Origin of the sequence: Agrobacterium sp. CCNWLW155, from assembly GCF_036888815.1 — a bacterium.
In the GTDB taxonomy this organism is placed as follows: Bacteria; Pseudomonadota; Alphaproteobacteria; order Rhizobiales; family Rhizobiaceae; genus Agrobacterium; species Agrobacterium radiobacter.
The window spans coordinates 1137125-1161527 of sequence record NZ_JBAKFW010000001.1 but is presented as its reverse complement, the minus strand read 5'-3'; the positions used below and the strand labels follow the sequence as shown (position 1 = coordinate 1161527).

Sequence of the window (24403 nt, the reverse complement as noted above, 5' to 3'; positions counted from 1 at the left end):
TGAAAATGTTGCCCATCCCACGGCAGCAAAATGGCGCGCCGTATCTCCCGATTTATGCATAACATGGTAAACAAACTGATATGGCAAGGGGCAACGTGCTTTTTGCACCCCGCAAGTCGCTGGATTCGAAGCGGTTTGCGGTTTTAACGCCGAAATCTGGCCCGGCAGGAGCCTTGAGGTCGCCCCCCCTTTGGCCCCCAAAGATTCGCACCGCCCCCGGGAATCAGGCGTCGGCCAATATGCGGTGGATTTTCGGCTGCTGCGCTTCAACGACCGGAAGTGTGATGACAGCCCGCCACGCATAGCCCCGGGCGATTTCCTCGAATTCGAGGTTACCGTCAAAACGGCCGGCCATATTGGCCAGAACATAGCGGAGATTGGCGCGGGGCGTAACGTGAAAGCGGGTGAGCCAGGCTTGCAGAAGCGTGCGGAACCAATTCGGCAACTGTTCCTGCTGGCCGAAATCGACAATATGCAGCGAACCGCCTGGTTTTACCGCCGTGAGCGCCTGTTCGATCGCCTTTTCCCAGTCCGGTATCATCGACAGCGCATAGGGGATCATGACGCGGTCGAAGCCTTCGGACTGGCCGAATTCAGAAGCACGGAAGGCGGTGGCATCGGCCACGCGCAGAATGGGGCGTTCCGCCTTGCCGGCGAAATTCTCGGAGGCGGTCAGTAGCATTTCGGCGGAAATGTCGAGGCCAAACAGTTTCGCGTCCGGAAACTTGCGGCTGGCCAGCAGCAGGTTGCGACCGGTGCCGCAGCCCACTTCCAGCAACGTGCCGCCCTTCGGCACGTTGAGGCCGGAAATGGTCCTGTCGCGGCCGAGAAGGTAATATTTGCGGGTTATATCGTAGATATGCCGCTGGTGGCGATACATGCGGTCCATCAGGCTCGCATGCGCGCTGTCTGCAAGGCCCACATTCTCGCCGATGGTTTTCATGCCATAGCCCTCTCGTAAATATGGAAGCCGCCGTAGATGGCCGAGCGGTCCATGGCGTTGAGCTCGTTGGAGCGCTCTTCGAGATAGACCCACTGGTTGCGGATATCAGGGGAAAGCCGACCTTCGATGACGCTCTTTTCGGCGGCGGTGCGAAAGATGATGCGTGCGCCCGAGGCGGCGGTGCGGCTGATCTGCGACCACAATTCGTTGAGCTGCACGTCCGTCATCCAGTCCTGCGCGTCGAGGAGGATGTAGCGGTCGACGGCGCTTGCCGGCTTGCGCGAGAGAAGCTCGGTATAGGTGGCGTGGTGCACTGCGACGCGCGCCGTGTTGTTGCGGATCGTCTCGTAATATTCCGGCTTGAGATAGGCAGGCAGTGCGCCTTCATGCGGCTCCGGGTAACGGCGCGCGAAGGCCTGCCAGGCGAAATAATTGTCGCTGAGCGGGAAGTTGCAGGCGAGCTTTTCGAGCCGCTCCTTCAGCACGGAGGCAACCGTGCCGTCGTCGGAAAGGCTTGCCAGCTCGTCATATTGTCGGGGCGGAATGCCGAGGCCGAAAAGCGAGCTTTTGCGCTTCGTCAGCCAGCGCACTACCGGCTTGTCGAATAGCGGTGCGACCTTGTTGTCGAAAAACTGGCGCTGTTCGTCCAGCGTCCGGGTCTTGGCCATTTCGGTGAGTTTCACGCCATGCAGCCGGGCCATGAGATGGCCGGCGCCGATGAAGCGGCCGAGCAGGCCGGTACGGTAGATGTTCCTGTCGAACACCGAGATGCGGCGGCGGCCGGAAAGGGTGCGCTTCGACCAGTAAGCCTTGGTCGTGGCGTCGAGATGCTCGGCGATGAAGCGGTCATAACCGTGGCTGTTGCTGCGGGTGTTGGCGCGGCCGAAATGGCGCACCACATCCTGATGGGCCGGCAGATGGCGAAACGCGGCAAGCTTCAGCTTGTTCAGCGCAATGTGATGCGGGTTGAGATCAACCACATCGATGCTGGCAGGGTTGCGGGAGAGATAGGCCAGCATGTTGCAGCCGCCCGAGCCGATGGTGACGATGCGGTGGCCTTCGCCAAGCTCCATCGCTTCCATGTCGATCTCAGGGTCTTCCCAGATCTGTGGATAGACGAGGCCGGAAAAGAGGACGCCGAAGAAGCGCTCGGACAATCCGCTTTTTGAGAGCGCCTTGTGCTGGAGCAATGCGGACTTCAGTTTTGTGTTCTTGCTGAAGCCGGTCTTGGGTGCCGCACTCGTCATATGTTCACCTCTCAGTCGATTGAGAGGCGTCTACAGCCGTGACACTACAATTTGATGACAGGGGCTGTGGGCAAAGACGGGGAATAAAGGAGACGGCGGAAAACCAGCCCGTATCTCGGATTGCCGATAAGCTTCCATTGGATACGGCGTCATCCTCGGGCTGGTCCCGAGGATGACGAAAAAAACGTCGCGGCGTTTATTTGGAAAGGCTGCTTAGCTGCACGGCGCTCCCAGCGCCGCCAGAGGCCATCACTTGCGCAGAACGTGCAGCATGCCCTTGCGCTTGGCATCGTAATAATAACCGCGTGCGTAAAGCCGGACGGCATTGTCGCGGTCGTTACCAGCCACAACCCATGCGCCGCGCAGATATTTGACGGCGTATTTGAGATTGGTTTCGGCATCGAAGAGGCCGGAGGCGGGGCCATCGAAGCCCATGGAGCGGGCCGTGGCGTGCCGAATCTGCATCAGGCCGAAATTGCCGCTGCTATAGGCGCCGGGATTGTATCGGCTCTCGCGCTGCACCACGCGGTGAACCAGATCTTCCGGCACATCATACATGGTGGCGTATTTGGTAATAAGGCCGCTCAGCTTTTCGCGTCCAGCCGGCGCGGAATTGAGCGGCGCCGTCATTGATTCGTTCTGCCGGATGGCGGCAAGTGCGGCATTGGTGGGGCCGGCGGCATAGGCCAGAACCGTGCTGTCCGGCTTCGGTAGCGGAATGACTTTGCGTTCCGCCGTCAGTTCGGTGCCGATGGAGGGCGAGCCGGGCGGCGGCGGTGCGGGAGGGAAGCTGCCCTTGATGGCAACCACCTGCGGCAGATCGGCGGCGGCATTGTGGGCAGCCGGCTTGGCCGCCGTTTCGATGGCTGCTGCCGCGGGAGCGGCGCCTGTCGGCGCGAGTGCTGCAACGGCGGTGGGTGCGGATGTCGCCCCTGCGGCCTGAGCCACTTCCGTCTGGTGCGGCTGCATCTGGGCGGTGATGGCTGCGGCGGCTGCGATTTCGGACGCCGGCGGCAGGGCCACGCGTCCGCCCTTGACGGCGACGGCGGTGGGAAGTGCTGCTGGCTGGGAAGAGGTTGCGGTTTCGGCGGTCTGCACCGCTGATGCTGCCGAGGTTGCGCCCGCTGCGGCTTCGGCCGTTGCCGGCTGCGTCGATGTTTGCGCAGGAGTGGTCGCGGGATTGACCGTCGCGATATTCGGGCCGTTAGGCCCTTCCTTCGCAGTATATTCGACGCTTGTGCATGCGCTCAATGCCAGTGCCAGACCCACGGTGGAAGACAGAAGAAGTGCACTTCTTCCGCGGAATTTGCCCGAATTTCGCATGTTGCCGCCTTCGTTATGCCTGTCTTTCGATACCCCCGCGTCGAGCGAAGCAGGCAGTGTCCCGTCGAGCCTTCATTAACCTATTGTAAGGATAGCGGCAAGCCGGGACGTGGCGGCCCGGTTTTTCAGGCTGCGATGCGCCTGTATCCGGCGCTGACAGCGCGGCCGGAAATGAAGTGAGTGCGGTATTTCGGCCGGATTTTCTTGTCGCCCGACATGCGGCGCACCAGCGCGAGCGTCGGGCCGGCAAACAGCGCCTGCGCGGTCAGAATCACAAGCGCCAGAAGCAGGATGGCGGCCTGCGCCATGGCGAGCGTTTCAATTGTGTTGCCTGACGTGGAAACGAATTGTGGCAACAGCGCCAGAAAGAAAGTGAAGTAGCGCGGGCGCAAAGCGGCAATGGCGTAACAATCGCGGAAAATGCCGCTCCAGGATTTGCCCGGCAGATTGTCATTATCGGCATTGGCCGCCTGGGCGGCCGGCGTGGCGAAGGTCCACAACAGAAACAGCATCAGCCAGCCGATGCCGGCCCATTGCACGATTTCCACGAAGGATTGCGGCAGGTAGGCGAGACCGGCCACCGGAATGGCCGAAATCATCATGGCCGTGACGATGCCGAGCGCGCCGCCGACAGCGGAGGCGAAGACCGTCTTTTTGCCGCGGATGGCGGCATAGGAGGCAACAGAGAATACAAGGGGAGAGGGGAGTGCGAACACAACGGCACATGCTGCACAAAAAATCAGCCAGGCCTGTCCAGACATTCTCTTCCTCCTTGCCCTCCCTGTCGCCGTCTTATTTTAGACTATCGTAAAATCAGGCCGCTGTGAACGGCTGACCGACGTGTTCCATCACTTCGGTAAACCATTTTGCAGAGAGGTCGAAATGCTTTCCGCCCTTGATACGCGGAAACTCGATCGTCCGCAATTTGCCATTCTGGTCTTCGTCATGGCCGGTGACGCCAGAGACCTTGTTGAGCGCGCTTTCGACGGCGAGATCGACCATGCCCTGGATGAGGCGCAGATCGTCCCCATTGGCGGCGGCGGAGCGGGCGAAGTAACCCGATTTCTGTACCATGGAGCGTTCCGCGCCGATGAGGCTGGCGAACTGCTTCTGGAACCAGCCGCCAACATTGATCGTGTCGATCTTGACGTGGCCGAAGGCGTCGCGCTTGACGGCCTCTCCGGACGCTTCGCGTTCGGCAACGATCGAATCAAGGCCGGCGCCTTCCGACACGAACAGCGTGACATAGCCGTTTTTGTCCATGATTTCCTTCAGGCGCTCGGCTTCCGCCTCGATGTCGAAGGCCATTTCCGGCAGGTAGATGCCGTCGATGTTCTTCATCTGCGTGTTCATCATCAGGCCTTCGACATATTCATTGCCGCTGGTCTTCTGGATATAGGCGCGGGCGGTGGCGGCCGTCAGCCAGCCGCAATGGCGGCCCATGACTTCGTGGATGACGAAGGTCTTCGGTGCAGCGCTCTGCTCGTTGCTGACATTGTCAAAGAAGGAGGCGCCGACTTCGGCGGCCGTCCAGGCGCCGAGCGACTGCTTGATCGGCACCACGTCATTATCCACCGTCTTCGGCAGGCCGACGACGGTGAGGTTATAGCCGTTCGCGCCGAGATAGGCGGCAAGGTCCGCAGCCGTCGTGTTGGTGTCGTCACCGCCGATGGTGTGGAGAATGGTGATGCCGTCGGCCGCCAGCCGGTCAGCGGCGACGCGCAGCGGATTGTCGCCTTCCTTGACCAGACCGCGCTTGGCGCAATCGGCGGCATTGGTGAGCTTGACGCGGCTGTTGCCGATCGGCGAACCGCCGTAACGGTGCAGCAGATGCGCCTTTTCCCGCATGTCTTTGTTGATTTCGATACGGTCACCCAGAAGCACGCCCTGATAACCCGAGCGGTAAGCGATGATGTCGATCTCGGGCGCAATGTCGCTGTAACGCTCGATCAGGCCGCCCACGGCCGAAGAGAGACAGGGCGCAAGGCCACCCGCGGTCAGCATTGCGACTTTCTGTTTGGCCATCATGGCTCTCCTTTTCACATATACCCAAAGACATGTCTGGCAAATGGATGCGACAGCCGCGTGTAGGTGTAAAGTGAATTTATGAAGAAAAACGCGGATTTCTCGCGGTTTTTCAGCGGCTTGAGCAAAGTGGCGAAATATAATCGTTTCAATCGGCATAGCCGGTGGCCGGCTATCCGCCGTCTGTGGAAAACCGTGGTCCCATCGTCTGCCGCACTCTTGTTCCTGAAGCAAAACTGTCGCAAAGATGAATAAAAGTTAATGCCGCCGGACCGCTGGACATATTGCATTCGCGGCAATATCCCGTCATGCTTGTCGCATGATGTTCGATTTCGCGTGTCTGCAAATTTCATCCCTGTGGGAACGGCTGCTCGGCGCAATCGGCGACGCGGCAGGCGGTGCGCTCGGGCGCGTGGTGGAAGCCATCCGCACCCTTTTCGAAGGTGATCCGGAAACCCGCCGCAAGGTTTCCTTTTCCGTGGCCATCATTGCACTTTCCGCCAAGATGGCGAAGGCCGACGGGGTCGTCAACGATGCCGAGGTTCGCGCTTTCCGGCAGATTTTCGATTTCCCGGAAGAAGAAGCCAAGAACGTCGCTCGTCTTTATAACCTCGCGCGTCAGGACGTTGCCGGTTACGAAGCCTATGCGGAGCGGCTGGCGGGTCTTTGTGGTTCCGGGCACGCCAATTGCGAGATGCTGGAAAGTGTCATCGACGGCCTGTTCCACATCGCCAAGGCCGACGGGCTGATCCACGAGCGGGAGTTGGCCTTCCTCGGCCGGATCGCGGAAATCTTCCGTATCACCGAAGATCATTTCGAAACGATCATGGCGCGGCACGTCCACATGGACGGGCGCGACCCTTACCGCGTACTCGGTGTTTCACCTTCGGACGATTTTCTGGATATCCGCAAGCGGTACCGAACGCTGGTTGCCGAACACCATCCCGACAAGCTCATCGCCCGCGGCGTTCCCATGGAATTGCATGCGGCCGCGAATGAGCGTATGGCGGCTCTCAACGCCGCTTATGCGGCCATTGAGAAAGAACGCCGCGTCGCATGAGTGAATGTCTGCCGGATTTTACCCCGGATTTCGGGGGCGCAGCCGTTGCGCCTTCGCCTAATCATGGCGAAAGGCTGGGTGTAGCCGGTCCTGACATCATTCTTCTGCACTATACCGGCATGACGACGGCCGATGGTGCGCTGTCATGGCTCTGCAATCCCGAAAGCCAGGTCTCCAGCCATTATTTCGTCTTCGAGGACGGGCGCGTCATCCAGCTCGTGTCGGAAACCCGCCGTGCCTGGCATGCGGGCAAAAGTACCTGGGCGGGGGACGAAGACATCAATTCCCGCTCTATTGGTGTCGAAATTGCCAACCAGGGCCATCCAGGCGGCCTGCCGGAATTTCCGAAAAAGCAGATCGAAGCCGTCATCGAATTGTGTCGCGATTGCGGCCAGCGCTGGAATATCGCCCCTGAAAGGGTGTTGGCGCATTCGGATGTCGCCCCGATCCGCAAGGTCGATCCGGGTGAAAAATTCCCATGGGACATCCTGTCGCAGCAGGGTGTCGGCCATTGGGTGGAGCCTGCGCCGATCCGTGGCGGGCGCTTTTTTCAGCGCGGGGACCATGGCCAGCCGGTCGAAGCGCTGCAGTCGATGCTGTCCATTTATGGTTATGGCGTTGAAATAACAGGCGCTTATTGCGAAAAAACCGAAGGCGCCGTGGCTGCTTTCCAGCGGCATTTCCGCCCTGCTCTGGTGGATGGCATCGCGGATTTCTCCACCATTGACACGCTGCACCGGCTGATCGCCAGCCTGCCGAGATTTTCGGGCGCTTAACCGCCGATTCTGGAAAAGCATTCCCGCTTTTCCAGCGTGTTCAAGTCGCTTTTTTTCTTGTGCCACAGTTAATCCGCATTGAGGAAGTTTAAGAACGTCACTGCATGCGGTGTCGTTCTTCAGGGGAACTTACCGTCAATATCAATCAAGGAGACTGGACAGCGGAAGGTCGCGATCGACTTTCCGGGCGCAGACTATTTGTGTCGCTTCATTGTTTCGGTCATCCGATCTGGAGAATTTTTCTACATATGAACAGGGTTGTTGTTGCTGTCGTGGCGGGCGTTGTTATGCTCGCTTCGCAGGCGGGGATTGCTTTTGCCAAAGACGAGGACGTCAAGACCAAAACCGTGACGCTGGAGACCTTCTTCCGCAAGCCCGGTTATCCCATCCCCGAAAAGAGCCTGCCTTCCTCGCTCAGGAACGATTATTCCGATCTGATCGTCAAATATGCCAAGCGTTACGGCGTTCCCACCAATCTGGCGCATGCCGTGGTTTCGGTCGAAAGCAAATTCAATCCGAAGGCCCGCGGCAGCGCAGGTGAAGTCGGGCTGATGCAGATCAAGCCGGCAACGGCGCGGATGATGGGCTATCGCGGCACCACCAAGGCGCTCTACGATCCCGAGACCAATATTCGCTGGGGCATGCAATATCTGGCGACGGCGCATCAGCTGGGCGGCGGCCAGGTCTGCAGCACGATCCTGCGCTACAACGCCGGTCATGGCGCCACCCGCATGAACCCGGTCTCCAAGCGTTATTGCGGCAAGGTGCAGGCGCTGCTGGCCGGCTGAGGCCGGTTTGTATTGCTTGTTAAATTGCGAAAAGCGATTCCGGTTCGGCCCGGCATGCTGTAGTCAGAAACAAAGCTGATACGGAGCATGACATGCCGGATTTCAAATATATCGTGGTCGGGGCCGGGATGATGGGAGCGGCCGCGGCGCGGCATCTTTCGGCGCAAATGGATGGCGTGGCGCTGATCGGACCGGGCGAACCCGCTGACCGCAAGACCCATCAGGGTGTGTTTTCAAGTCATTACGATGAGGCGCGCATCACCCGCGGGTTTGACGGCGATCCGGTCTGGGCGGAACTGGCGCAACGCTCCATCCGCCGTTATGCGGAGATCGAGGCCAAAAGCGGCATCCGCTTTTTTACCGAAGCAGGTTGCCTGTTCACCGGCAACGGTAAGGGTCTTGCGGGAGATTATGTCTCGCGCGCCCTTTCCTCGGTCGACCGTCTCGGTCTTGGTGTAGAGACACTCGGCAGCGATGTGCTCGTTGACCGGTTTCCGATGTTCTCCCTGCCGGCCGATCACGACGGTTATTTCGAGGCGCAGAATGCCGGTCACGTCAATCCGCGCGCTCTGGTGAAGGCGCAGTGCGCCATTGCCGAGGTGCAGGGTGCGAAACTGCTGCGTGAGACGGCGGCGCATATTCGCGACACCTCCCATGGCGTGGAGGTTTCGACCCGCGACGGGGCCGTCCATACCGCCGAAAAGGTCATCGTTGCGACGGGCGGTTTTACCAACATGGCGGAACTTCTTCCATCGCCGGTCGATATGGCGGCAACGGGCCGCACCATCGTGTTTTTCGAGCTGGATGAGGCGAGGCAGGCCCTGTTCGGCGCTATGCCGTCCACCATCGTGCTCGCGGAGACCGAGGACGACATCGTCTATATCCTGCCGCCGGTGCGTTATCCCGATGGCAAAGTCTATCTGAAGATCGGCGGCGAAAGCGAGAAGGGCAGGCTTGAAACGCTCACCGAAGCGGTAGACTGGTTCCACTCGGACGGTACGCCGGGTGAGGTGGAATTTTTGAAAAAGCGGGCGCTATCCCTGATGCCGGCGCTTGCCGGCTGCCCCGTGACCTCCGGCTCCTGTGTCGCCTCCATTACCCGTAGCGGCTATCCCTATATCGGCTATACGCAATCCTCCAATATCGCGGTTCTGACCGGCGGCAATTTCGTCTCCGCCAAGTCTTCGGACGAGATTGGATGGCTGGGTGCTGTGCTGCTTCTGAACGGCCAGCTGACCGAGGATGAATTCGCCGCTGAAATGTCGCCGGTTTTCGTCTGACATTTACGGACGAAGCGGCTAAAAGGTTGCGACGGAAGTGAGCGGGTAAAGAGGGCGGCATGTCGGAGCATTTCAAATATATCGTCGTGGGTCGCGGCATGATGGGTGCGGCCGCCGCCCGCCATCTGGCGGAAACGGTGGATGGCGTCGCGCTGATCGGTCCCGGTGAACCTGCCGACATCGAATCGCATCAGGGTGTTTTCGCCAGCCACTATGACGAAGCGCGGATTACCCGCACCATCGATGGTGACGCAGACTGGGCGCTGCTCGCCAACCGCTCGATCGCGCGTTATGCCGATATTGCGGCCAGAAGCGGCGTTGAATTTTATGCTCCGGTCGGCTGCCTGATGGTGGGGCCTCAGCGGGGCGGTGACAATTCCTTTGTTGACGATGTCCGCAAGGCGGCGGCGCGGCTCGACGTTTCGACGGAACTGCTGGACGGTCAAAGCCTCGAAAACCGCTTTCCCTATTTCTCCTTCGAGCCGGGTTGCGAGGGAGTATTCGAGAGGAAGAATGCCGGATACGTCAATCCACGTGCGCTGGTGAAGGCGCAGGCTATTCTCGCTGAAAAGGCAGGTGTCTCGCTTATCGACGATATCGTCGTCTCGACGCGGGAAGAGGATGGCCGGGCATCGGTTCAGACGGCTTCAGGTGCGGTTTATACCGCAGACCGTGTGCTGGTGGCGGCCGGCGGCTTCTCGATCACCAAAGATCTGCTGCCGCAGCCGGTGGCTCTTGATGTCTATGCACGCACCGTCGCTTTCTTCGAGATAGGCGAGGGTGACCTTGGGCAATATGCGGACATGCCGTCGCTGATCTATGAGCCGCGAGAGCCGACAAAACATATCTATCTGCTGCCGCCGGTGCGCTATCCCGATGGCAAATTCTACCTGAAGATCGGCGGCGATCCCGATGACAAGAGGCTCGGCAGTGATCCGGAAATCCGGGAATGGTTTCGCTCCGGTGGACGCGAAAGCGTGCGGGATCATCTCTCTGACATCGTCGGAACGCTCGTGCCTTCCATTGATCTCTCGCGTGTCTCGATGGCCGCCTGCGTCGTCTCCAAAACGGGGAGCGGTTATCCGGCCATCGGTTTCACCGCCTCGTCGCGCATCGCGGTTCTGACCGGCGGCAACGGCACGGCGGCCAAGAGCTCCGATGAGATCGGCCGGCTTGGCGCTGTGCTGCTGCGGGACGGAGAAATCGCCGACGGGGCCTTCTCAACGGATTTCAAACCCACATTTCTTTAGTCCTTGCCTGCGCTTTTCGGTGGCTTTCGCCCCGGAACATGGTTATGGAGCCCATGCCAGTTGGCCGGGCAGCCGCGCTTTACCAATGTCGAAAGACGGTAAGGTGAGGAAAGTCCGGGCTCCACGGAAATACGGTGCCGGATAACGTCCGGCGGGGGTGACCCCAGGGAAAGTGCCACAGAGAGCAAACCGCCATGCATCGCATGGTAAGGGTGAAAGGGTGGGGTAAGAGCCCACCGCGCTTCTGGTAACAGCGGCGGCAAGGTAAACCCCACCGGGAGCAAGACCGAATAGGGATGACACGGGATGGGCGAAAGCCCGTTCACAGCCGGTTTCCAGGCCCGTCATCCGGGTGGGTTGCGCGAGGCGGCATGCAAATGCCGTCCCAGATGAATGGCTGCCACGTTCCGGGTCAAACCGGGGCCATACAGAACCCGGCTTACAGGCCAACTGGCGAATTTTCCTGCCGACTTTTTCGGCGGGGATCAGCCCTCGATGATATGGGGAACGTAGCGGGAGAGATTTGCCGTGATGGGCGACACGTCCTCGCGAATGCCTAGCCCGCAGGGTCGGTCGGCGACGATCCAGCTTCCGAGCACGGCGTATCCGAACTCGCTCTTGAACAATGGCGCGTAGGCCTGAAAAACATACCCCTCTTTGCCGTAACTGCCCGGGGCCGATAAAATCTCGCGCCGGTTTCGGTAAAGGCTGACATTTTCGCCCTCACGCGAGAGAAGCGGCTTCACCACGTAATCGCGTAATTCATATATTGCCGGATCGTCGGGAAAGAAACTCGGCAGCAGATTCGGGTGATTGGGATGCCGCTGCCAAAGCATGGGCAGTAGGCCCTTGTTCGATAGTACGGCTTTCCAGGCCGGCTCCACGAAAATGCTGTCCTGCGCAGGCAGATGGACGGCAAAGGATTCCCGTAACATGAATTCCCACGGATAAAGCTTGAAGCAGCGCTCGATGACGCGACTTTGGAGGTCAGCATAACGCCCGCTCGCATCGATGCCGATGTCTCTGATATCGAGAAATTGGGCGCGGTGGCCAGCCTGAATGGCACAGTCCATGAGGTAAATCGTCGTGCCGCAATCTTCGGCGCTGTCGCTGACCGCCGCGAAATGGAAAATCCTGTCTCGCGAGAATTGCCCAAAGGCTTCGATCAAGGCTTCCTGAACCGAGTTGAATTGGTCGGTTTGCGCCGGGAGCGTCCCAAGGGCGACCTGATCCGTCAGCCAGTTATATTGGAAATATCCCGTTTCGAAGACGGAAGTGGGCGTGTCGGCGTTATATTCGAGCAGCTTTGCGGGGCCATGTCCGTCATAGGCAAGATCGAAGCGGCCATACAGGTGGCGGTCGCCCCGCTGCCAGGAATTTCGGATCACGTCGTGATAATCGCGCGGGATGGCAAGACGGGTTAGCGCCTCCTCGCTGTTTACGATGTCGGAGACGAGATCCATGCACATGTCGTGCAGGATTTGGCTCGGTTCTTCGATATCGCGTTCGATTTCATCAAGGCTGAAGCAATAGGCCGCATCGTCCACCCAGTAAGGTTCGCCGTGCATTTCATGGAAGGAGAAACCGACAGCATTGGCCTTCTCACGCCAATCTGGACGCGGTGGGACTGTGATGCGGCGCATGTCAGCTTCCGGAAAAGGAGTGGCCGCCGAATCCGCCACGGCCCTTGACGTTCGTTTTGGCGTTGAGCGTCTTCACGTCACTCACCAGCGCGCCGCCTGGGCCGCCTCCGAATGAGCCGCCGTTCTGTTCGCTGGCACTCACATCCGGTGTGACGAGGTCACCGTTGCGTTTTCGATAGGCGGACATCGCGCCAGAGGAGCCCGACTTGCTGTTTTGCTGACGGCGACGATATTCGCTATAGTCTGCAAAGTTTTCGATGGACCGAGGCATGACAAATCCTGCCGGTGAAGGTGCGAATACGCTCGTGCCGGTGGCGTTATTGGAATTGAGATTTTGCCTTAGCTCAGAACAGTTTCCCGCGCCGTATTCCATTTCACATGCGACCATGTTGCGAAATTTCGGTGCAGTGGCAAGGTGGTGCTGGCTGGCGTCTTCGGATGCCGCCTGGCAAGCCTTGGGATAGACACCGGAGGCGAGGCATTTGTCAACCGAGGTGTAAAGGACCTCTTCCTCCGGTGAAAAAGCTATAAAAAGGCCTATTGCGGCAATCGTACCGAGGGCGAGACGCGGATGTTCTGTCACGTCCAAATACATGTCTGTTCCTCAATACGCCATGCAGGCGGCGTTCAGAATCCCGATGACCACAGCGATGCCGCCGCTCCAGAGCCCGGCCGCGACATTATCCTCGATGATTTTCAGGTGCAGGTCGGTCATGCTGAGTTTGGCGAGGTAGAATGCAAAAATCTGAACCAGCAGGCCGATTACCGCCCAGACCACATAATCGGGAAGGCTTACGGAGTTGGCCGCAGCCGAGGCCAGAGGCAGGCTGAAGCCGATCAACGCCCCTAAAAAAGCGACGACGGCGGCGATGTTGCCGGCCTTGATCAACTCCCCTTCGCGGTGGGGAGTAAGGCGGGTGTAGATGGCGGAAAAAGCTGCCAGGCAGACCAGGCCGATCAAAAAATAACTTAAGAAGGCAGGTAAGCCCGCCACGTAATTCGGCATTATTATCTCACAATGAAAAACACAACTTCAGAAATCAAAATCAATTGAAAGTTTAAAAAGTCAAGCCGTGGCGGCGTTGTTGTTTGCTGAGAATGACGGTTCTGGCTGAGACGCAAGATGTGCAGTGCTTCGGCATCACATCGAGCCGCTGCAACTGGTCTATCGCTAAATCATACAGATGGCCGTGATACCAGCCAGGCTGCCGTTGCCGCGGCGGCATCAGAGCGCCTTTTGCGATTTAAATGGCGCGTGTCCGACGAGGATCGGCAAGCGTCTGTTTCTCAAGCGAAAAATAGGCATGTCGGCCCAAGCTTTAATTGTTTTTGCTGGCACATGAGTTCGCAAAGTAAACCATTCGTTAAACTTAACGGCTTATGAATTTCCGATGCGAAGTCGGTATCGTGCCGGCTTCTCCCATTGACGCCCATAGTGTCCCATGATATCCCAAATGCACACCACATTGGGTCGTGTTTTTGACCCGCAATCGCTGAAACGAGTGAGGAGCCTACGAGGGGCTGCTGCAGGGCATGTCGCCCTGGCGCTTGGCGATGTGTCGTGCGTACCGGTGTCGGCTGCGGAGCGGATGGATCGCTTTGCGGCATGCGGTTTTGGCGAGTTGAGTAATGGACCGCTTTTTATCGAACGTGACGAACAGGATCGACGCCAAGGGGCGCGTCTCGGTTCCGTCTCCGTTTCGTTCGGTGCTGGCGAAGCGCGGCATTCAGGAGCTTTATTGTCTCCAGGATTTTGCGTTTCCGGCAATCAGTGTCGGCGGTCCGGATTTGCTGGAGCGCTACGAGCGGCAGATTGCGTCCATGGATGCTTTCTCGCCAGAGGCGAACGCAATGTCGCTGCTGGTTCACGGCGGCGGCGTTTTCATGAAGCTCGACCAGGAAGGTCGATTGATGGTGACGGATTTTGTGCGGGAATTCACCGGCATATCCACCGAGGTCACCTTCGTTGGGCGGGCGGATCATTTTCAGCTTTGGCAACCGGATGCGTTTTTGGCGGCGCAGGCGGAAGCAAGAGCGGGGCGCGGTTTTTCGGCTGCTCGCCCCGCCTAGGACGGGGACACGGGATGGCGGCGAATTCTGGCGGACGATCTTCTGATGCCGATGGCGGACCTCAGCGTCACATCCCTGTCCTGCTTCGCGAAGTCATTGCCGCGCTGGAGCCAGCGCCCGGCAAGATCATTCTCGATGGTACTTTCGGCGCCGGCGGTTATAGCCAGGCCATTCTCGATCAGGGCGCCAATGTCATCGCGCTCGACCGCGATCCGACTGCGATCGCCGGCGGCCAGGCCATGGTTGCCGCCAATGGCGGCCGGCTCTCGCTTATTCAGTCTCAGTTTTCCGATCTCGCGAAGCATGCGCCTGAAGGCGGGCTTGATGGCGTCGTTCTCGATATCGGCGTGTCTTCCATGCAGATCGACGAGGCCGAGCGCGGTTTTTCCTTTCAGAAAAACGGCCCCCTCGATATGCGCATGTCCGCTTCCGGCGTCTCGGCGGCCGATGTCGTCAATCGCGCCAAGGTCAGCGATCTGATCCGCATCTTCGGTTTTCTCGGTGAAGAGAAGCAGCCCGGCCGCATTGCCCGCGCCATTGAAAAGAAGAGGGCGGAAGAGCCGTTCCGAACCACCCGTGATCTGGCGGGCCTTATCGAGATCGTCACGCCGCGCAAGGCGAAGGACAAGATCCATCCCGCAACGCGCGTGTTTCAGGCGCTGCGCGTTTTCGTCAATGATGAGCTGGGCGAGCTGGCGCAGGCTTTGTTTGCCGCCGAGCAGGTTTTGAAGCCCGGCGGAAGGCTGGTCGTCGTCACGTTCCATTCGCTGGAAGACCGTATCGTCAAGAAATTCTTCTCCGACCGTTCGGGCAAGGCCGCCGGTTCCCGGCATCTGCCGATGGTGGAGGATAAGCCGGCCATTTTCGAGAACATCGGCAAGCCAATGATCGCCGCCAGCGACGAGGAGGCGGAACTTAATCCGCGGGCTCGCTCGGCCAAGCTTCGCGCTGGCCTGCGCACCACAGCCCCGGCGCGCGCTGCAGATTTCTCGATTTTCGAGCTTCCTGATCTCGCCAGCCTTGAAAAGATGGGAGGCTGATATGCTGCGCACTTTCGATGTCATCTTGATGGGGGTCATGGTCGCTGCGGCTGTCGTGACCTATTCGATCAAGCACAAGGCCGATCTGAAGCTTGAGGAAGTCCGCAAGCTGGAGGCCGAGATCAAGCTTGAAAAGGATACGATCGATCTTTTGAGGGCCGACTGGGCTCTCTTGACGCAGCCGAACCGTCTGCACCGGCTGGTGAATGCCTATCAAACGGAGCTTGGTCTTTCACCGACGCTGCCGACGCAGCTGGCGCAGCCGCGCGAGTTGCCCATGCTGCGCTCGCAATTGCCGCAGCCGCCCGAGCCTGAAGGCATGAGCGTCGAGGATGTCATCGCCGCCGCCGTCAATGGCTCCAAGCCGGGGGCTACCCTCGGTGGCGCTTCGAAGCCCAAATCGCCGCCTGCGGGCCAGATCGCTGTCAACGGCGTTCCGGTGCCCACGCCACGTGCGCGCGTTTCACGTCCGGCACCGGCGCCTGTACCGGTCGCCTCCGCCGCCGCTGGTGATGAAACCGGCGATATGGATGAAACCATAACAGGATCGGTGAACCGCTGATGTCTTTTCTCTCCCGCGTCATGGTTTTGAAGAGCAAGGCTCACTTTTCCGCCAGCACCACCGGTGTCTATACCGACCATGCGGCGTTTGAGGGCGCCCGCAAGAAGCGGGCCGCCCAGGCGAAAAGCCGCGTCGGCCTTCTGATTTTCGGTTTTGTCGCCTTTTATGCCGTCGTGGGCGGCCGTCTCGTGCAATATGGCATGGCGGAACAGGAAACAGTGTCGAGCATTGCGCCCGCAGACCGGCTGATGGCGTCGCGCCCCGATCTTCTTGATCGCAACGGCGAGGTTCTGGCCACCGATATCCGCACCGTCTCGCTGTTTGCCGAACCACATCGCATCGTCGATATCGACGAGGCCATTGAGAAGCTGCGTACTGTCCTGCCGGATCTCGACCAGCGCGGCACCTATCAGAAGCTTTCTTCCAATTCGCGCTTTCAGTGGCTGCGCCGTCAGCTGACGCCGAAGCAGCAGAGCCAGATTCTTGCGCTCGGTATTCCCGGCGTCGGCTTCCGCCCGGAAAAGCGCCGCTTTTATCCCGGCGGGCCGACCGCTGCGCATGTCGTCGGCCACGTCAACATCGACAACCGTGGCGTTGCCGGCATGGAACGTTACGTCGACAGCCAGGGCCTTGCCGATCTGACGGCGCTCGGCATGACCAGCGACCAGCCGCTGGAACCGGTGAAGCTATCCATCGATCTGCGCGTGCAGTCCATTGTCCGTGAAGTCGTGACCTCGGCCATCACCAAGTTCCAGGCGATTGGCGCCGGCGCGGTGGTTCTGGATGTGCATACCGGCGAAGTGCTCGCCATGGCCTCCGTGCCGGATTACGACCCGAACAACCCGGCCGAAGGTGCCAAGGAAGGCTGGCTCAACCGCATGTCGAACGGCACGTTCGAAATGGGTTCCACCTTCAAGTCCTTCACGATTGCCATGGGTCTCGATTCGGGCCGCGTCCGTCTCGGCGATACTTTCGATGCGCGTTATCCGATCCGCATCGGCGGTTTCACCATCAAGGACTTCCACGGCAAGGGCCGAATGCTTTCGGTGCCGGAAATCTTCCAGTTTTCGTCCAACATCGGTACGGCCAAGATCGCCGACACCGTGGGAACGGAAGGCCACAAGGAATTCCTGACGCGGCTTGGCCTTTTGACCCGCATGCAGACCGAATTGCCTGAAGTGGCGCTGCCGTCGCAGCCGCGCGAATGGAAGAAGATCAACTCCATCACCATTTCCTTCGGCCACGGCGTTTCCACGACGCCGCTGCAGACGGCGGTCGCCGGTGCAGCACTCGTCAATGGCGGCAAACTGATCGAACCGACTTTCCTGCCGCGTACCCGCGAACAGGCCGATCAGGTGGCGAGGCAGGTTTTGAAACCCGGCGCCAGCAAGGACATGCGTTTTCTGTTTGAATGGAACGGTGTCAACGGTTCGGGCCGCAACGCGCGCGTCGATGGTTTCAACGTCGGGGGCAAGACCGGTACGGCCGACAAGGTCGTCAACGGACGTTACGTGCACGACAAGAACTTCAACGCCTTCCTCTCGGCCTTTCCGATGGATGACCCGCAATATGTCGTGCTGTCTTTCATCGATGAGCCGAAGACGGACAAGGGCAACGGCGCAGCGCTTGCCGGCACGTCTGCGGCGCCGATGGTGCGCGATATCATCACCCGCACGGCGGCGGTGCTGGGCGTGAAGCCGAAGTTCGGCAAGGATGGCTCGGCCTTGCTCGTGTCTTATTGATTGTTAGCTTATGATATTCCGGCGATTCGCGCCGGGGGGACAAGACGGACACAGTCGATGAATTTGCGAGATATATCCGGAAATGCGTTTCCGGAATTGAAAGAATTGCTCCTGTCTGAGATCGGGGCGATCGAAATCGGGGGGGTCACCGCAGACAGCCGCAAGGCTGCGCCCGGCAGCCTGTTCGTGGCGGTTGCGGGCACCAGGGCGGATGGCGCGGCCTATGTGAAGGACGCGGTTGCCAAGGGTGCGGTTGCCGTCGTTTCCGGACATGCGCTGGATGCCGACGTGCCGGTGCTTTCCGTCACGGATCCACGCCTTTATCTCTCCCTTGCCGCTTCCCGTTTTTACGGAAAACAGCCGGAAACCATGGTCGCCGTCACCGGCACTGCGGGAAAGACGTCCGTCGCCTCCTTCGTGCGGCAGATCTGGGCTTTCGCCGGCCATGCCGCCGCACAGATCGGCACCACGGGTGTCATCGCTCCCGGCCGCGAGGATTATGGCGCGCTCACCACGCCCGATCCGGTGACGCTGCATGCGCTTCTGGCCGAACTTGCGGCCGAAGGCGTGACCCACGCGGCGATGGAGGCGTCCAGCCATGGTCTCGACCAGCGCCGTCTCGATGGAGTGAAGCTGGCAGCCGCCGGTTTCACCAATCTTGGCCGCGACCACATGGATTATCATCCGACCGTCGAGGACTATATGGCCGCGAAGATGCGGCTCTTCGATACGCTGATGGAGAAGGGCTCTCCCGCAGTGATATTTGCTGACGATCCGTGGTCGGACCAAGCAATACGGGCGGCGCGCGAAGCGGGTCTCGATGTGCGCACCGTCGGCCGCAAGGGTGATTATTTGACCTTGAAACGGGTGGAGCACTTCCGTCACAAGCAGATGATCGAAGTGCATCATGACGGCGTGATCCATGAAGTCGACATCCCGCTGGCGGGTGATTTTCAGGTTGCGAATGCTCTCGTCGCTGCAGGTCTCGCCATGTCCACCGGCGTTGCCGCGACAACAGCGCTCAAGGCGCTTGAGAAGCTGATCGGTGCTGCCGGACGTCTGGAGCTTGTCGGCCAGACGGGGAACGGTGCGCTCGCCTATGTGGATTACGCCCACAAGCCGGATGCGCTGGAGAACGTGCTGACCTCGGTCCGGCCTTTCACCTCTGGCCGCATCGTCACCGTCTTCGGCTGCGGCGGCGACCGTGACAAGGGCAAGCGCCCGATCATGGGCGAGGTTGCGACGCGGCTTTCCGACATCGTCATCGTCACCGACGACAATCCGCGCTCGGAAGACGCCGCGACGATCCGTTCGGAAGTCATGGCGGCGGCACCCGGCGCATTGGAAATCGGCGACAGGGCGGAGGCGATCCGGCATGCGGTGTCGATGCTGTCGCATGGCGATACGCTGATCGTTGCGGGCAAGGGGCATGAGGAGGGGCAGATCGTCGGTTCCGTGACGCTGCCGTTTTCCGATCATGAACAGGTGCGCGCTGCACTGGCAGGGCTGGAAGGATCGAAAATTTGAGCTGGTTATGGACAGTCGCCGACATGATCGCCATTACGGCAGGACGCCCCGTGGGCAACCTGTCGACCGGAATCACCGGCATTTCCATCGACAGCCGGACTGTCAAAGCCGGCGAGGCCTTTTTCGCCATCAAGGGCGACCGGGTTGACGGCCATGACTATGCGAGTTTTGCCGTCGCCAACGGGGCCAGTCTGCTCGTCGTGGCCGAAGGCAAACTGCCGGCTCTTGGCCGTCTGACGGTGCCGATGATCGTCGTGGAAGATGTTCTTACCGCACTCGGTAAACTCGCCATTGCGGCGCGTGAAAGAACGTCAGCGCGCATCATCGCGGTGACCGGCTCGGTCGGCAAGACAACGACCAAGGAAATGCTGCGGCAGGCGCTCGCCCCATCCGGCCGGGTGCATGCGGCGGTGGCTTCCTTCAACAACCATTGGGGCGTGCCGCTGACGCTGGCGCGCATGCCCGCCGATACGGAATTCGGCGTGTTCGAAATCGGCATGAACCATTCCGGCGAAATCCGGCCGCTGGTGAAGATGGTCCGCCCGCATGTGGCGATCATCACGACCATCGCGCCTGCCCATCTCGGCAATTTCAAGAATATTGAAGAGATCGCCGCAGCCAAGGCCGAGATTTTTGAAGGTTTGGAGGAGGGTGGTTCCGTCATCCTCAACCGCGACAACGCCCAATTCGAGCAGCTTGAAGAGGCGGCGCAGGAACAGGGTATCGAACATATCCTCACCTTCGGGCAGCACGCCAAGGCGGATTTCCGCCTCGCGGATTTCGAGAGCACGGCGACGGGCTCGACGATCTGGGCGATACTGAACGGCGAAACCAGCGAGTTGCACATCAATATTCCCGGCCGGCACATCGCCGACAACGCCATGGCGGTCCTTGGCGCGGTTGCCGTAACGGGCGCCAATCTCGACCGCGCCTTCGAGGCGCTGGGATCGCTCGAGGCGGTGAAGGGGCGTGGCCAGCGCCACCATCTCTCCATCAATGGCGGCTCCTTCCTGCTGATTGATGAAAGCTACAATGCCAATCCGGCCTCCATGCGCGCCGCGATTGCCGTGCTGGCGGAAACGGAAACGCAGGGTCACGGCCGGCGCGTCGCCGTTCTCGGCGATATGCTGGAGATGGGTGAGTTTTCCGCGCAGCTGCATGAGGAACTGGCCGGGCCGTTGCTCGCAGCCGGTATCGAACATGTGTGGCTTGCGGGCGAGGCAATGGCGGCGCTGCGCGATGCGCTGCCTGATAGCGTGACCGTCATCTGGTTCCCGACGACGGCGGAACTCACCGATTTCGCCCTGCAATGGGTGCAACCGGGAGACGCGCTGATGGTAAAATCGTCACTTGGCCTCGGTTTCGGCAAGATTGTCGCCGCGCTGCTTGACAAGTATCCGGCATTCCCCGAGACGGAACGCCAAGTCTGAAATAGCCTTTTGAAAGGGCAATTATGCTGATCTGGCTCGTCGAACTGTCGGATAAAATTCAAGTCTTCAACCTCTTCCGGTACATCACCTTCCGGGCGGGGGCGGCGATGTTCACCTCTGCGTTGATCGTCTTCCTGTTTGGACCGGCCATCATCAACTCGCTGCGCGTGCGTCAGGGCAAGGGCCAGCCGATCCGTGCCGATGGGCCGCAGACGCATTTCAAGAAGGCCGGCACGCCGACCATGGGCGGGCTGATGATCCTTGCAGGTATCCTCGGCGGTTCGCTGCTCTGGGGTGACCTTTCGAATGTCTATGTCGTTGCCGTTTTGATGGTGACGCTCGGTTTCGGGGCAATCGGCTTTTACGACGATTATCTCAAGGTCACGAAACAGAGCGACAAGGGCTTTTCCGGTAAGGCCCGTCTCGGCATCGAATTCCTGATTGCGGCGATTGCCGTTTTCTTCATGATGAAGATGGCGCTAGCTTCCGCACCGCATGGCGGCACGCTCGGCAGCTCCATCGCCTTTCCCTTCTTCAAGGAACTCGTGATCAATCTCGGTTATTTCTTCGTGCTGTTCGGTGCTTTCGTCATCGTCGGTGCGGGCAATGCGGTGAACCTGACGGATGGTCTCGATGGGCTTGCCATCGTGCCCGTCATGATCGCTGCCGCTACCTTCGGCGTGATCGCCTATCTCGCCGGCAACGCGGTTTTTGCCAATTACCTGCAGATCAATTTCGTGCCCGGCACGGGTGAGCTTGCCGTTATCGTCGGCGCGGTCATCGGCGCGGGCCTCGGCTTCCTGTGGTTCAACGCGCCGCCTGCCGCCATCTTCATGGGCGATACGGGTTCGCTGGCGCTCGGCGGCCTGATCGGCTCGATCGCTGTCGCCACCAAGCACGAGATCGTCATGGTCATCGTCGGTGGTCTCTTCGTGATGGAAACGCTGTCGGTCATCATCCAGGTATTCTGGTTCAAGCGCACCGGCAGGCGCGTTTTCCTGATGGCGCCGATCCATCACCACTTCGAGAAAAAAGGCTGGACGGAAAGCCAGGTGGTGATCCGTTTCTGGATCATCTCCGTGGGCCTTGCGCTGCTCGGCCTCGCCACCCTGAAGCTGAGGTGAGCGATGATCCCGGTCACGTCGTTTAGGGGTAAGAAAGTCGCTCTCTTCGGGCTCGGCGGTTCGGGCCTCGTTACCGCCCGGGCGCTGGTTGCCGGCGGTGCTGATGTCGTGGCTTTCGACGACAATCCCGACAGCGTCGCGAAGGCTGAGGCCGAAGGCATCACCACGGCGGACCTGCACACGATAGACTGGGCCTCGTTTTCTTCCTTTGTGCTGGCGCCCGGCGTGCCGTTGACGCATCCGAAGCCGCACTGGTCGGTCGACCTTGCGAAGGCAGCGGGCGTGGAGATCATCGGTGATATCGAGCTTTTCATCCGCGAGCGGCGCGCCCATGCGCCGGATTGCCCTTTCATCGCCATCACCGGCACCAACGGCAAGTCGACGACGACGGCGCTGATCGCGCATATTCTCAAGGCTTCGGGCCGCGATACGCAGCTCGGCGGCAATATCGGCACGGCGGTGCTGAGCCTCGATCCACCGAAGGCGCAGCGCTTTTACGTGGTCGAGTGCTCGTCCTACCAGATCGATCTGGCGCCGACGATCAATCCGACTGCCGGCATTCTGCTTAACCTCACGCCTGACCATCTCGATCGGCATGGCACGATGCAGCATTATGCCGACGTCAAAGAACGGCTGGTGGCGGGCAGCGGCACGGCTATCGTCGGTGTGGATGACAGCCATTCGACGCTGATTGCCGACCGCATCGAGCGTGCCGGCGTGAAGGTCGAGCGCATTTCGAAACGCAATGTTGTTTCCGAAGGTCTTTATGCCGAAGGCAGCCACATCCTGCGGGCGCATGGCGGCACCTTCTCGCTGCTGGTCGATCTCGACGGTATCCAGACTCTTCGTGGAAGCCACAATGCGCAGAATGCGGCGGCCGCAATTGCCGCCTGCCTTGCCGTGGGTGTTTCGGAAGAGGAAATCCGCGCCGGTCTCAAATCCTTCCCCGGCCTCAAACATCGCATGCAGCCGGTCGGCCGGCGCGGCAATGTCACTTTCGTCAACGACAGCAAGGCGACCAATGCCGATGCTGCGGCACCGGCGCTTTCGAGTTTCGACCGCATTTACTGGATCGCCGGCGGTCTGCCGAAAGCGGGCGGCATTACCAGCCTTTCGCCGCTGTTTCCGCGCATCGCCAAAGCCTATCTGATCGGTGAAGCGGCGGCGGAATTTGCCGCAACGCTTGGCGAGGCCGTGCCATACGAAATATCCGGCACGCTGGACAAAGCCGTGCAGCATGCGGCAGCGGATGCGGAAAAAGATGCGACGGCTGGCAATGTCGTGATGTTATCCCCGGCTTGCGCAAGCTTCGATCAATATAAGAACTTTGAAATCAGAGGTGATTCGTTCGTCGCGCAGGTCGCGGCGCTCGATGGCATGACGATGCTGGTTGACTCTGGAAAAGGGGGCTGAAGGCCATGGTAAGCCGAGTTGATCGAGGTCCGGTCGCGGAATGGTTCTGGACCATCGACCGTTTCTTTCTGGCGGCGTTCATCGCGCTGATGGGCATTGGCCTGATGTTGTCCTTTGCGGCATCGCCTGCGGTTGCCGAGCGCATCGGCCTCAACAGCTTCTTCTTCGTCGAGCGTCAGGCGATGTTCATGGTGCCGTCGCTGGCGATCATGGTCGGCCTGTCCTTCCTGTCGCCGCGCCAGGTGCGCCGCGTGGCGGTCATCATGCTGATCGCCTCGCTGCTGATGATGATCTTCGCGCTGTTCTTCGGTATCGAGGTCAAGGGTGCGCGGCGCTGGATTTCCATCGGCACCTTCTCGATCCAGCCGTCGGAATTCATGAAGCCGGCTTTCGTCATCGTCTGCGCATGGCTTTTTGCCGAGCGGGCGCGCCATCCGGAAATTCCGGGCAATCTCTTTGCCATCATCACTTTCGGTATCGTGGCCGCACTCCTGATCGCGCAGCCGGACTTCGGCCAGACCATTCTGACCTCCGTGGTCTGGGGCGGCATGTTCTTCATGGCCGGCGTACCATGGTTCTGGATCATCATGCTCGGTGGCCTTGGCGTCGGCGGCATTGTGACCGCCTATCTCATGTTGCCGCACGTCGCCGGTCGTATCGACCGGTTCTGGACGGGTGAGGGCGATACGTTTCAGGTCGATACCGCACGCGAAGCGATCATTCGTGGTGACTGGTTCGGTCGCGGACCGGGCGAGGGCATCGTCAAGCGGATCATTCCCGACAGCCATACCGACTTCATCTTCTCGGTGGCGGCGGAAGAATTCGGCATCGTCTTCTGCATGTTCCTCGTTGCGATCTTCGCCTTCATCGTGCTGCGCGGCCTGTCGCACGCCTTCAAGGAGAAGGACGATTTCTGCCGCTTTGCCGTCGCCGGTCTCGTGCTGCAGATCGGCATGCAGTCGATGATCAATATCGGCGTTAATCTCGAGCTGATGCCCGCCAAGGGCATGACGCTACCGCTGATTTCTTATGGTGGTTCGTCGATGATGGCGATCTGCGTGACCGCCGGTTTCCTTCTGGCGCTGACACGCCACAGACCCGAAAAGCGGGCGCAGGAGCGGAGTTTCTTCCGCGTCGGTTCCGGCGTTCCCGCGGAGTAA

At 60.0% G+C, this 24403-nt stretch carries 22 protein-coding genes and 1 other RNA gene; 15 read left to right on the top strand and 8 right to left on the bottom strand.

Annotated features, from left to right (window positions below):
- Positions 1-223 precede the first annotated feature (223 nt).
- From V6S97_RS05870 to V6S97_RS05850, 5 genes are all read right to left on the bottom strand, one after another.
- On the bottom strand, positions 224-943 hold the full coding sequence (locus V6S97_RS05870) for a class I SAM-dependent methyltransferase (RefSeq protein ID WP_004430702.1): 720 nt from the start codon (positions 941-943) through the stop codon (positions 224-226).
- Complete coding sequence (locus V6S97_RS05865; RefSeq protein WP_060727415.1) at positions 940-2190, bottom strand: DUF3419 family protein; 1251 nt, start codon at positions 2188-2190, stop codon at positions 940-942. Before V6S97_RS05865 ends, V6S97_RS05870 begins: the two co-directional genes overlap by 4 nt.
- A gap of 249 nt (positions 2191-2439) precedes the next feature.
- Entirely contained in the window at positions 2440-3513 is a 1074-nt protein-coding gene (locus V6S97_RS05860) for a lytic transglycosylase domain-containing protein (protein ID WP_334426259.1), read from the bottom strand.
- Positions 3514-3638: 125 nt separating this feature from the next.
- A complete protein-coding gene (locus tag V6S97_RS05855; protein WP_111793450.1) occupies positions 3639-4274 on the bottom strand; it encodes a LysE family translocator in 636 nt (211 codons plus the stop codon).
- Positions 4275-4326: 52 nt separating this feature from the next.
- Positions 4327-5538 carry a pyrophosphate--fructose-6-phosphate 1-phosphotransferase gene (locus V6S97_RS05850; protein ID WP_004430709.1) on the bottom strand — a complete coding sequence of 404 codons (1212 nt, stop codon included), beginning with the start codon at positions 5536-5538 and terminating at the stop codon, positions 4327-4329.
- A 319-nt stretch (positions 5539-5857) separates the two neighbouring features.
- Between V6S97_RS05850 and V6S97_RS05845 the strand changes: the two genes are divergently transcribed.
- From V6S97_RS05845 to rnpB, 6 genes are all read left to right on the top strand, one after another.
- A complete protein-coding gene (locus V6S97_RS05845; protein WP_004430712.1) occupies positions 5858-6598 on the top strand; it encodes a J domain-containing protein in 741 nt (246 codons plus the stop codon).
- A complete protein-coding gene (locus V6S97_RS05840) occupies positions 6595-7374 on the top strand; it encodes an N-acetylmuramoyl-L-alanine amidase (RefSeq protein ID WP_035263585.1) in 780 nt (259 codons plus the stop codon). The genes V6S97_RS05845 and V6S97_RS05840 overlap by 4 nt, the downstream gene beginning before the upstream one ends.
- A gap of 248 nt (positions 7375-7622) precedes the next feature.
- Complete coding sequence (locus V6S97_RS05835; RefSeq protein WP_003522187.1) at positions 7623-8162, top strand: lytic transglycosylase domain-containing protein; 540 nt, start codon at positions 7623-7625, stop codon at positions 8160-8162.
- Between the two features lie 92 nt (positions 8163-8254).
- The gene (locus V6S97_RS05830) at positions 8255-9442 is read left to right on the top strand and encodes an FAD-dependent oxidoreductase (RefSeq protein ID WP_334426257.1); all 1188 of its coding nucleotides are present in this window, start codon (positions 8255-8257) and stop codon (positions 9440-9442) included.
- 59 nt (positions 9443-9501) lie between these two features.
- Positions 9502-10692 (top strand): FAD-dependent oxidoreductase, encoded by a 1191-nt coding sequence (locus V6S97_RS05825; protein ID WP_334426256.1) that lies wholly within the window; start codon positions 9502-9504, stop codon positions 10690-10692.
- Positions 10693-10748: 56 nt separating this feature from the next.
- Positions 10749-11150, top strand: an RNA gene (gene rnpB, locus V6S97_RS05820) — RNase P RNA component class A.
- Positions 11151-11177: 27 nt separating this feature from the next.
- Here the strand turns inward: rnpB and V6S97_RS05815 are convergent.
- Genes V6S97_RS05815 through V6S97_RS05805 form a run of 3 tightly spaced genes read right to left on the bottom strand, consistent with a single transcriptional unit; the run spans position 11178 to position 13341 of the window.
- Positions 11178-12335: a glutathionylspermidine synthase family protein gene (locus V6S97_RS05815; protein WP_111792677.1), complete on the bottom strand. Its 1158-nt coding sequence runs from the start codon at positions 12333-12335 to the stop codon at positions 11178-11180.
- Between the two features lies 1 nt (position 12336).
- Positions 12337-12930 (bottom strand): DUF1190 domain-containing protein, encoded by a 594-nt coding sequence (locus tag V6S97_RS05810; RefSeq protein WP_004430730.1) that lies wholly within the window; start codon positions 12928-12930, stop codon positions 12337-12339.
- 9 nt (positions 12931-12939) lie between these two features.
- Complete coding sequence (locus V6S97_RS05805) at positions 12940-13341, bottom strand: DUF350 domain-containing protein (RefSeq protein WP_004430732.1); 402 nt, start codon at positions 13339-13341, stop codon at positions 12940-12942.
- A 623-nt stretch (positions 13342-13964) separates the two neighbouring features.
- Between V6S97_RS05805 and mraZ the strand changes: the two genes are divergently transcribed.
- The 9 genes from mraZ to ftsW are packed head-to-tail and all read left to right on the top strand — an operon-like array spanning position 13965 to position 24403.
- Positions 13965-14405 carry a division/cell wall cluster transcriptional repressor MraZ gene (mraZ, locus tag V6S97_RS05800; protein WP_004430734.1) on the top strand — a complete coding sequence of 147 codons (441 nt, stop codon included), beginning with the start codon at positions 13965-13967 and terminating at the stop codon, positions 14403-14405.
- Positions 14406-14419: 14 nt separating this feature from the next.
- The gene (rsmH, locus tag V6S97_RS05795; RefSeq protein WP_004430736.1) at positions 14420-15445 is read left to right on the top strand and encodes a 16S rRNA (cytosine(1402)-N(4))-methyltransferase RsmH; all 1026 of its coding nucleotides are present in this window, start codon (positions 14420-14422) and stop codon (positions 15443-15445) included.
- Between the two features lies 1 nt (position 15446).
- Positions 15447-16007 (top strand): cell division protein FtsL, encoded by a 561-nt coding sequence (gene ftsL / locus V6S97_RS05790; protein WP_004430738.1) that lies wholly within the window; start codon positions 15447-15449, stop codon positions 16005-16007.
- On the top strand, positions 16007-17749 hold the full coding sequence (locus tag V6S97_RS05785) for a peptidoglycan D,D-transpeptidase FtsI family protein (RefSeq protein ID WP_080866294.1): 1743 nt from the start codon (positions 16007-16009) through the stop codon (positions 17747-17749). Before ftsL ends, V6S97_RS05785 begins: the two co-directional genes overlap by 1 nt.
- A gap of 57 nt (positions 17750-17806) precedes the next feature.
- Complete coding sequence (locus V6S97_RS05780; RefSeq protein WP_080866293.1) at positions 17807-19276, top strand: UDP-N-acetylmuramoyl-L-alanyl-D-glutamate--2,6-diaminopimelate ligase; 1470 nt, start codon at positions 17807-17809, stop codon at positions 19274-19276.
- A complete protein-coding gene (locus V6S97_RS05775; protein WP_004430744.1) occupies positions 19273-20706 on the top strand; it encodes a UDP-N-acetylmuramoylalanyl-D-glutamyl-2,6-diaminopimelate--D-alanyl-D-alanine ligase in 1434 nt (477 codons plus the stop codon). Before V6S97_RS05780 ends, V6S97_RS05775 begins: the two co-directional genes overlap by 4 nt.
- A gap of 23 nt (positions 20707-20729) precedes the next feature.
- Entirely contained in the window at positions 20730-21830 is a 1101-nt protein-coding gene (gene mraY / locus V6S97_RS05770; RefSeq protein ID WP_004430746.1) for a phospho-N-acetylmuramoyl-pentapeptide-transferase, read from the top strand.
- A gap of 3 nt (positions 21831-21833) precedes the next feature.
- Positions 21834-23243, top strand: coding sequence for a UDP-N-acetylmuramoyl-L-alanine--D-glutamate ligase (gene murD, locus V6S97_RS05765; RefSeq protein WP_334426255.1), 1410 nt, complete (start codon positions 21834-21836; stop codon positions 23241-23243).
- A gap of 5 nt (positions 23244-23248) precedes the next feature.
- Entirely contained in the window at positions 23249-24403 is a 1155-nt protein-coding gene (gene ftsW / locus V6S97_RS05760) for a putative lipid II flippase FtsW (RefSeq protein ID WP_004430748.1), read from the top strand.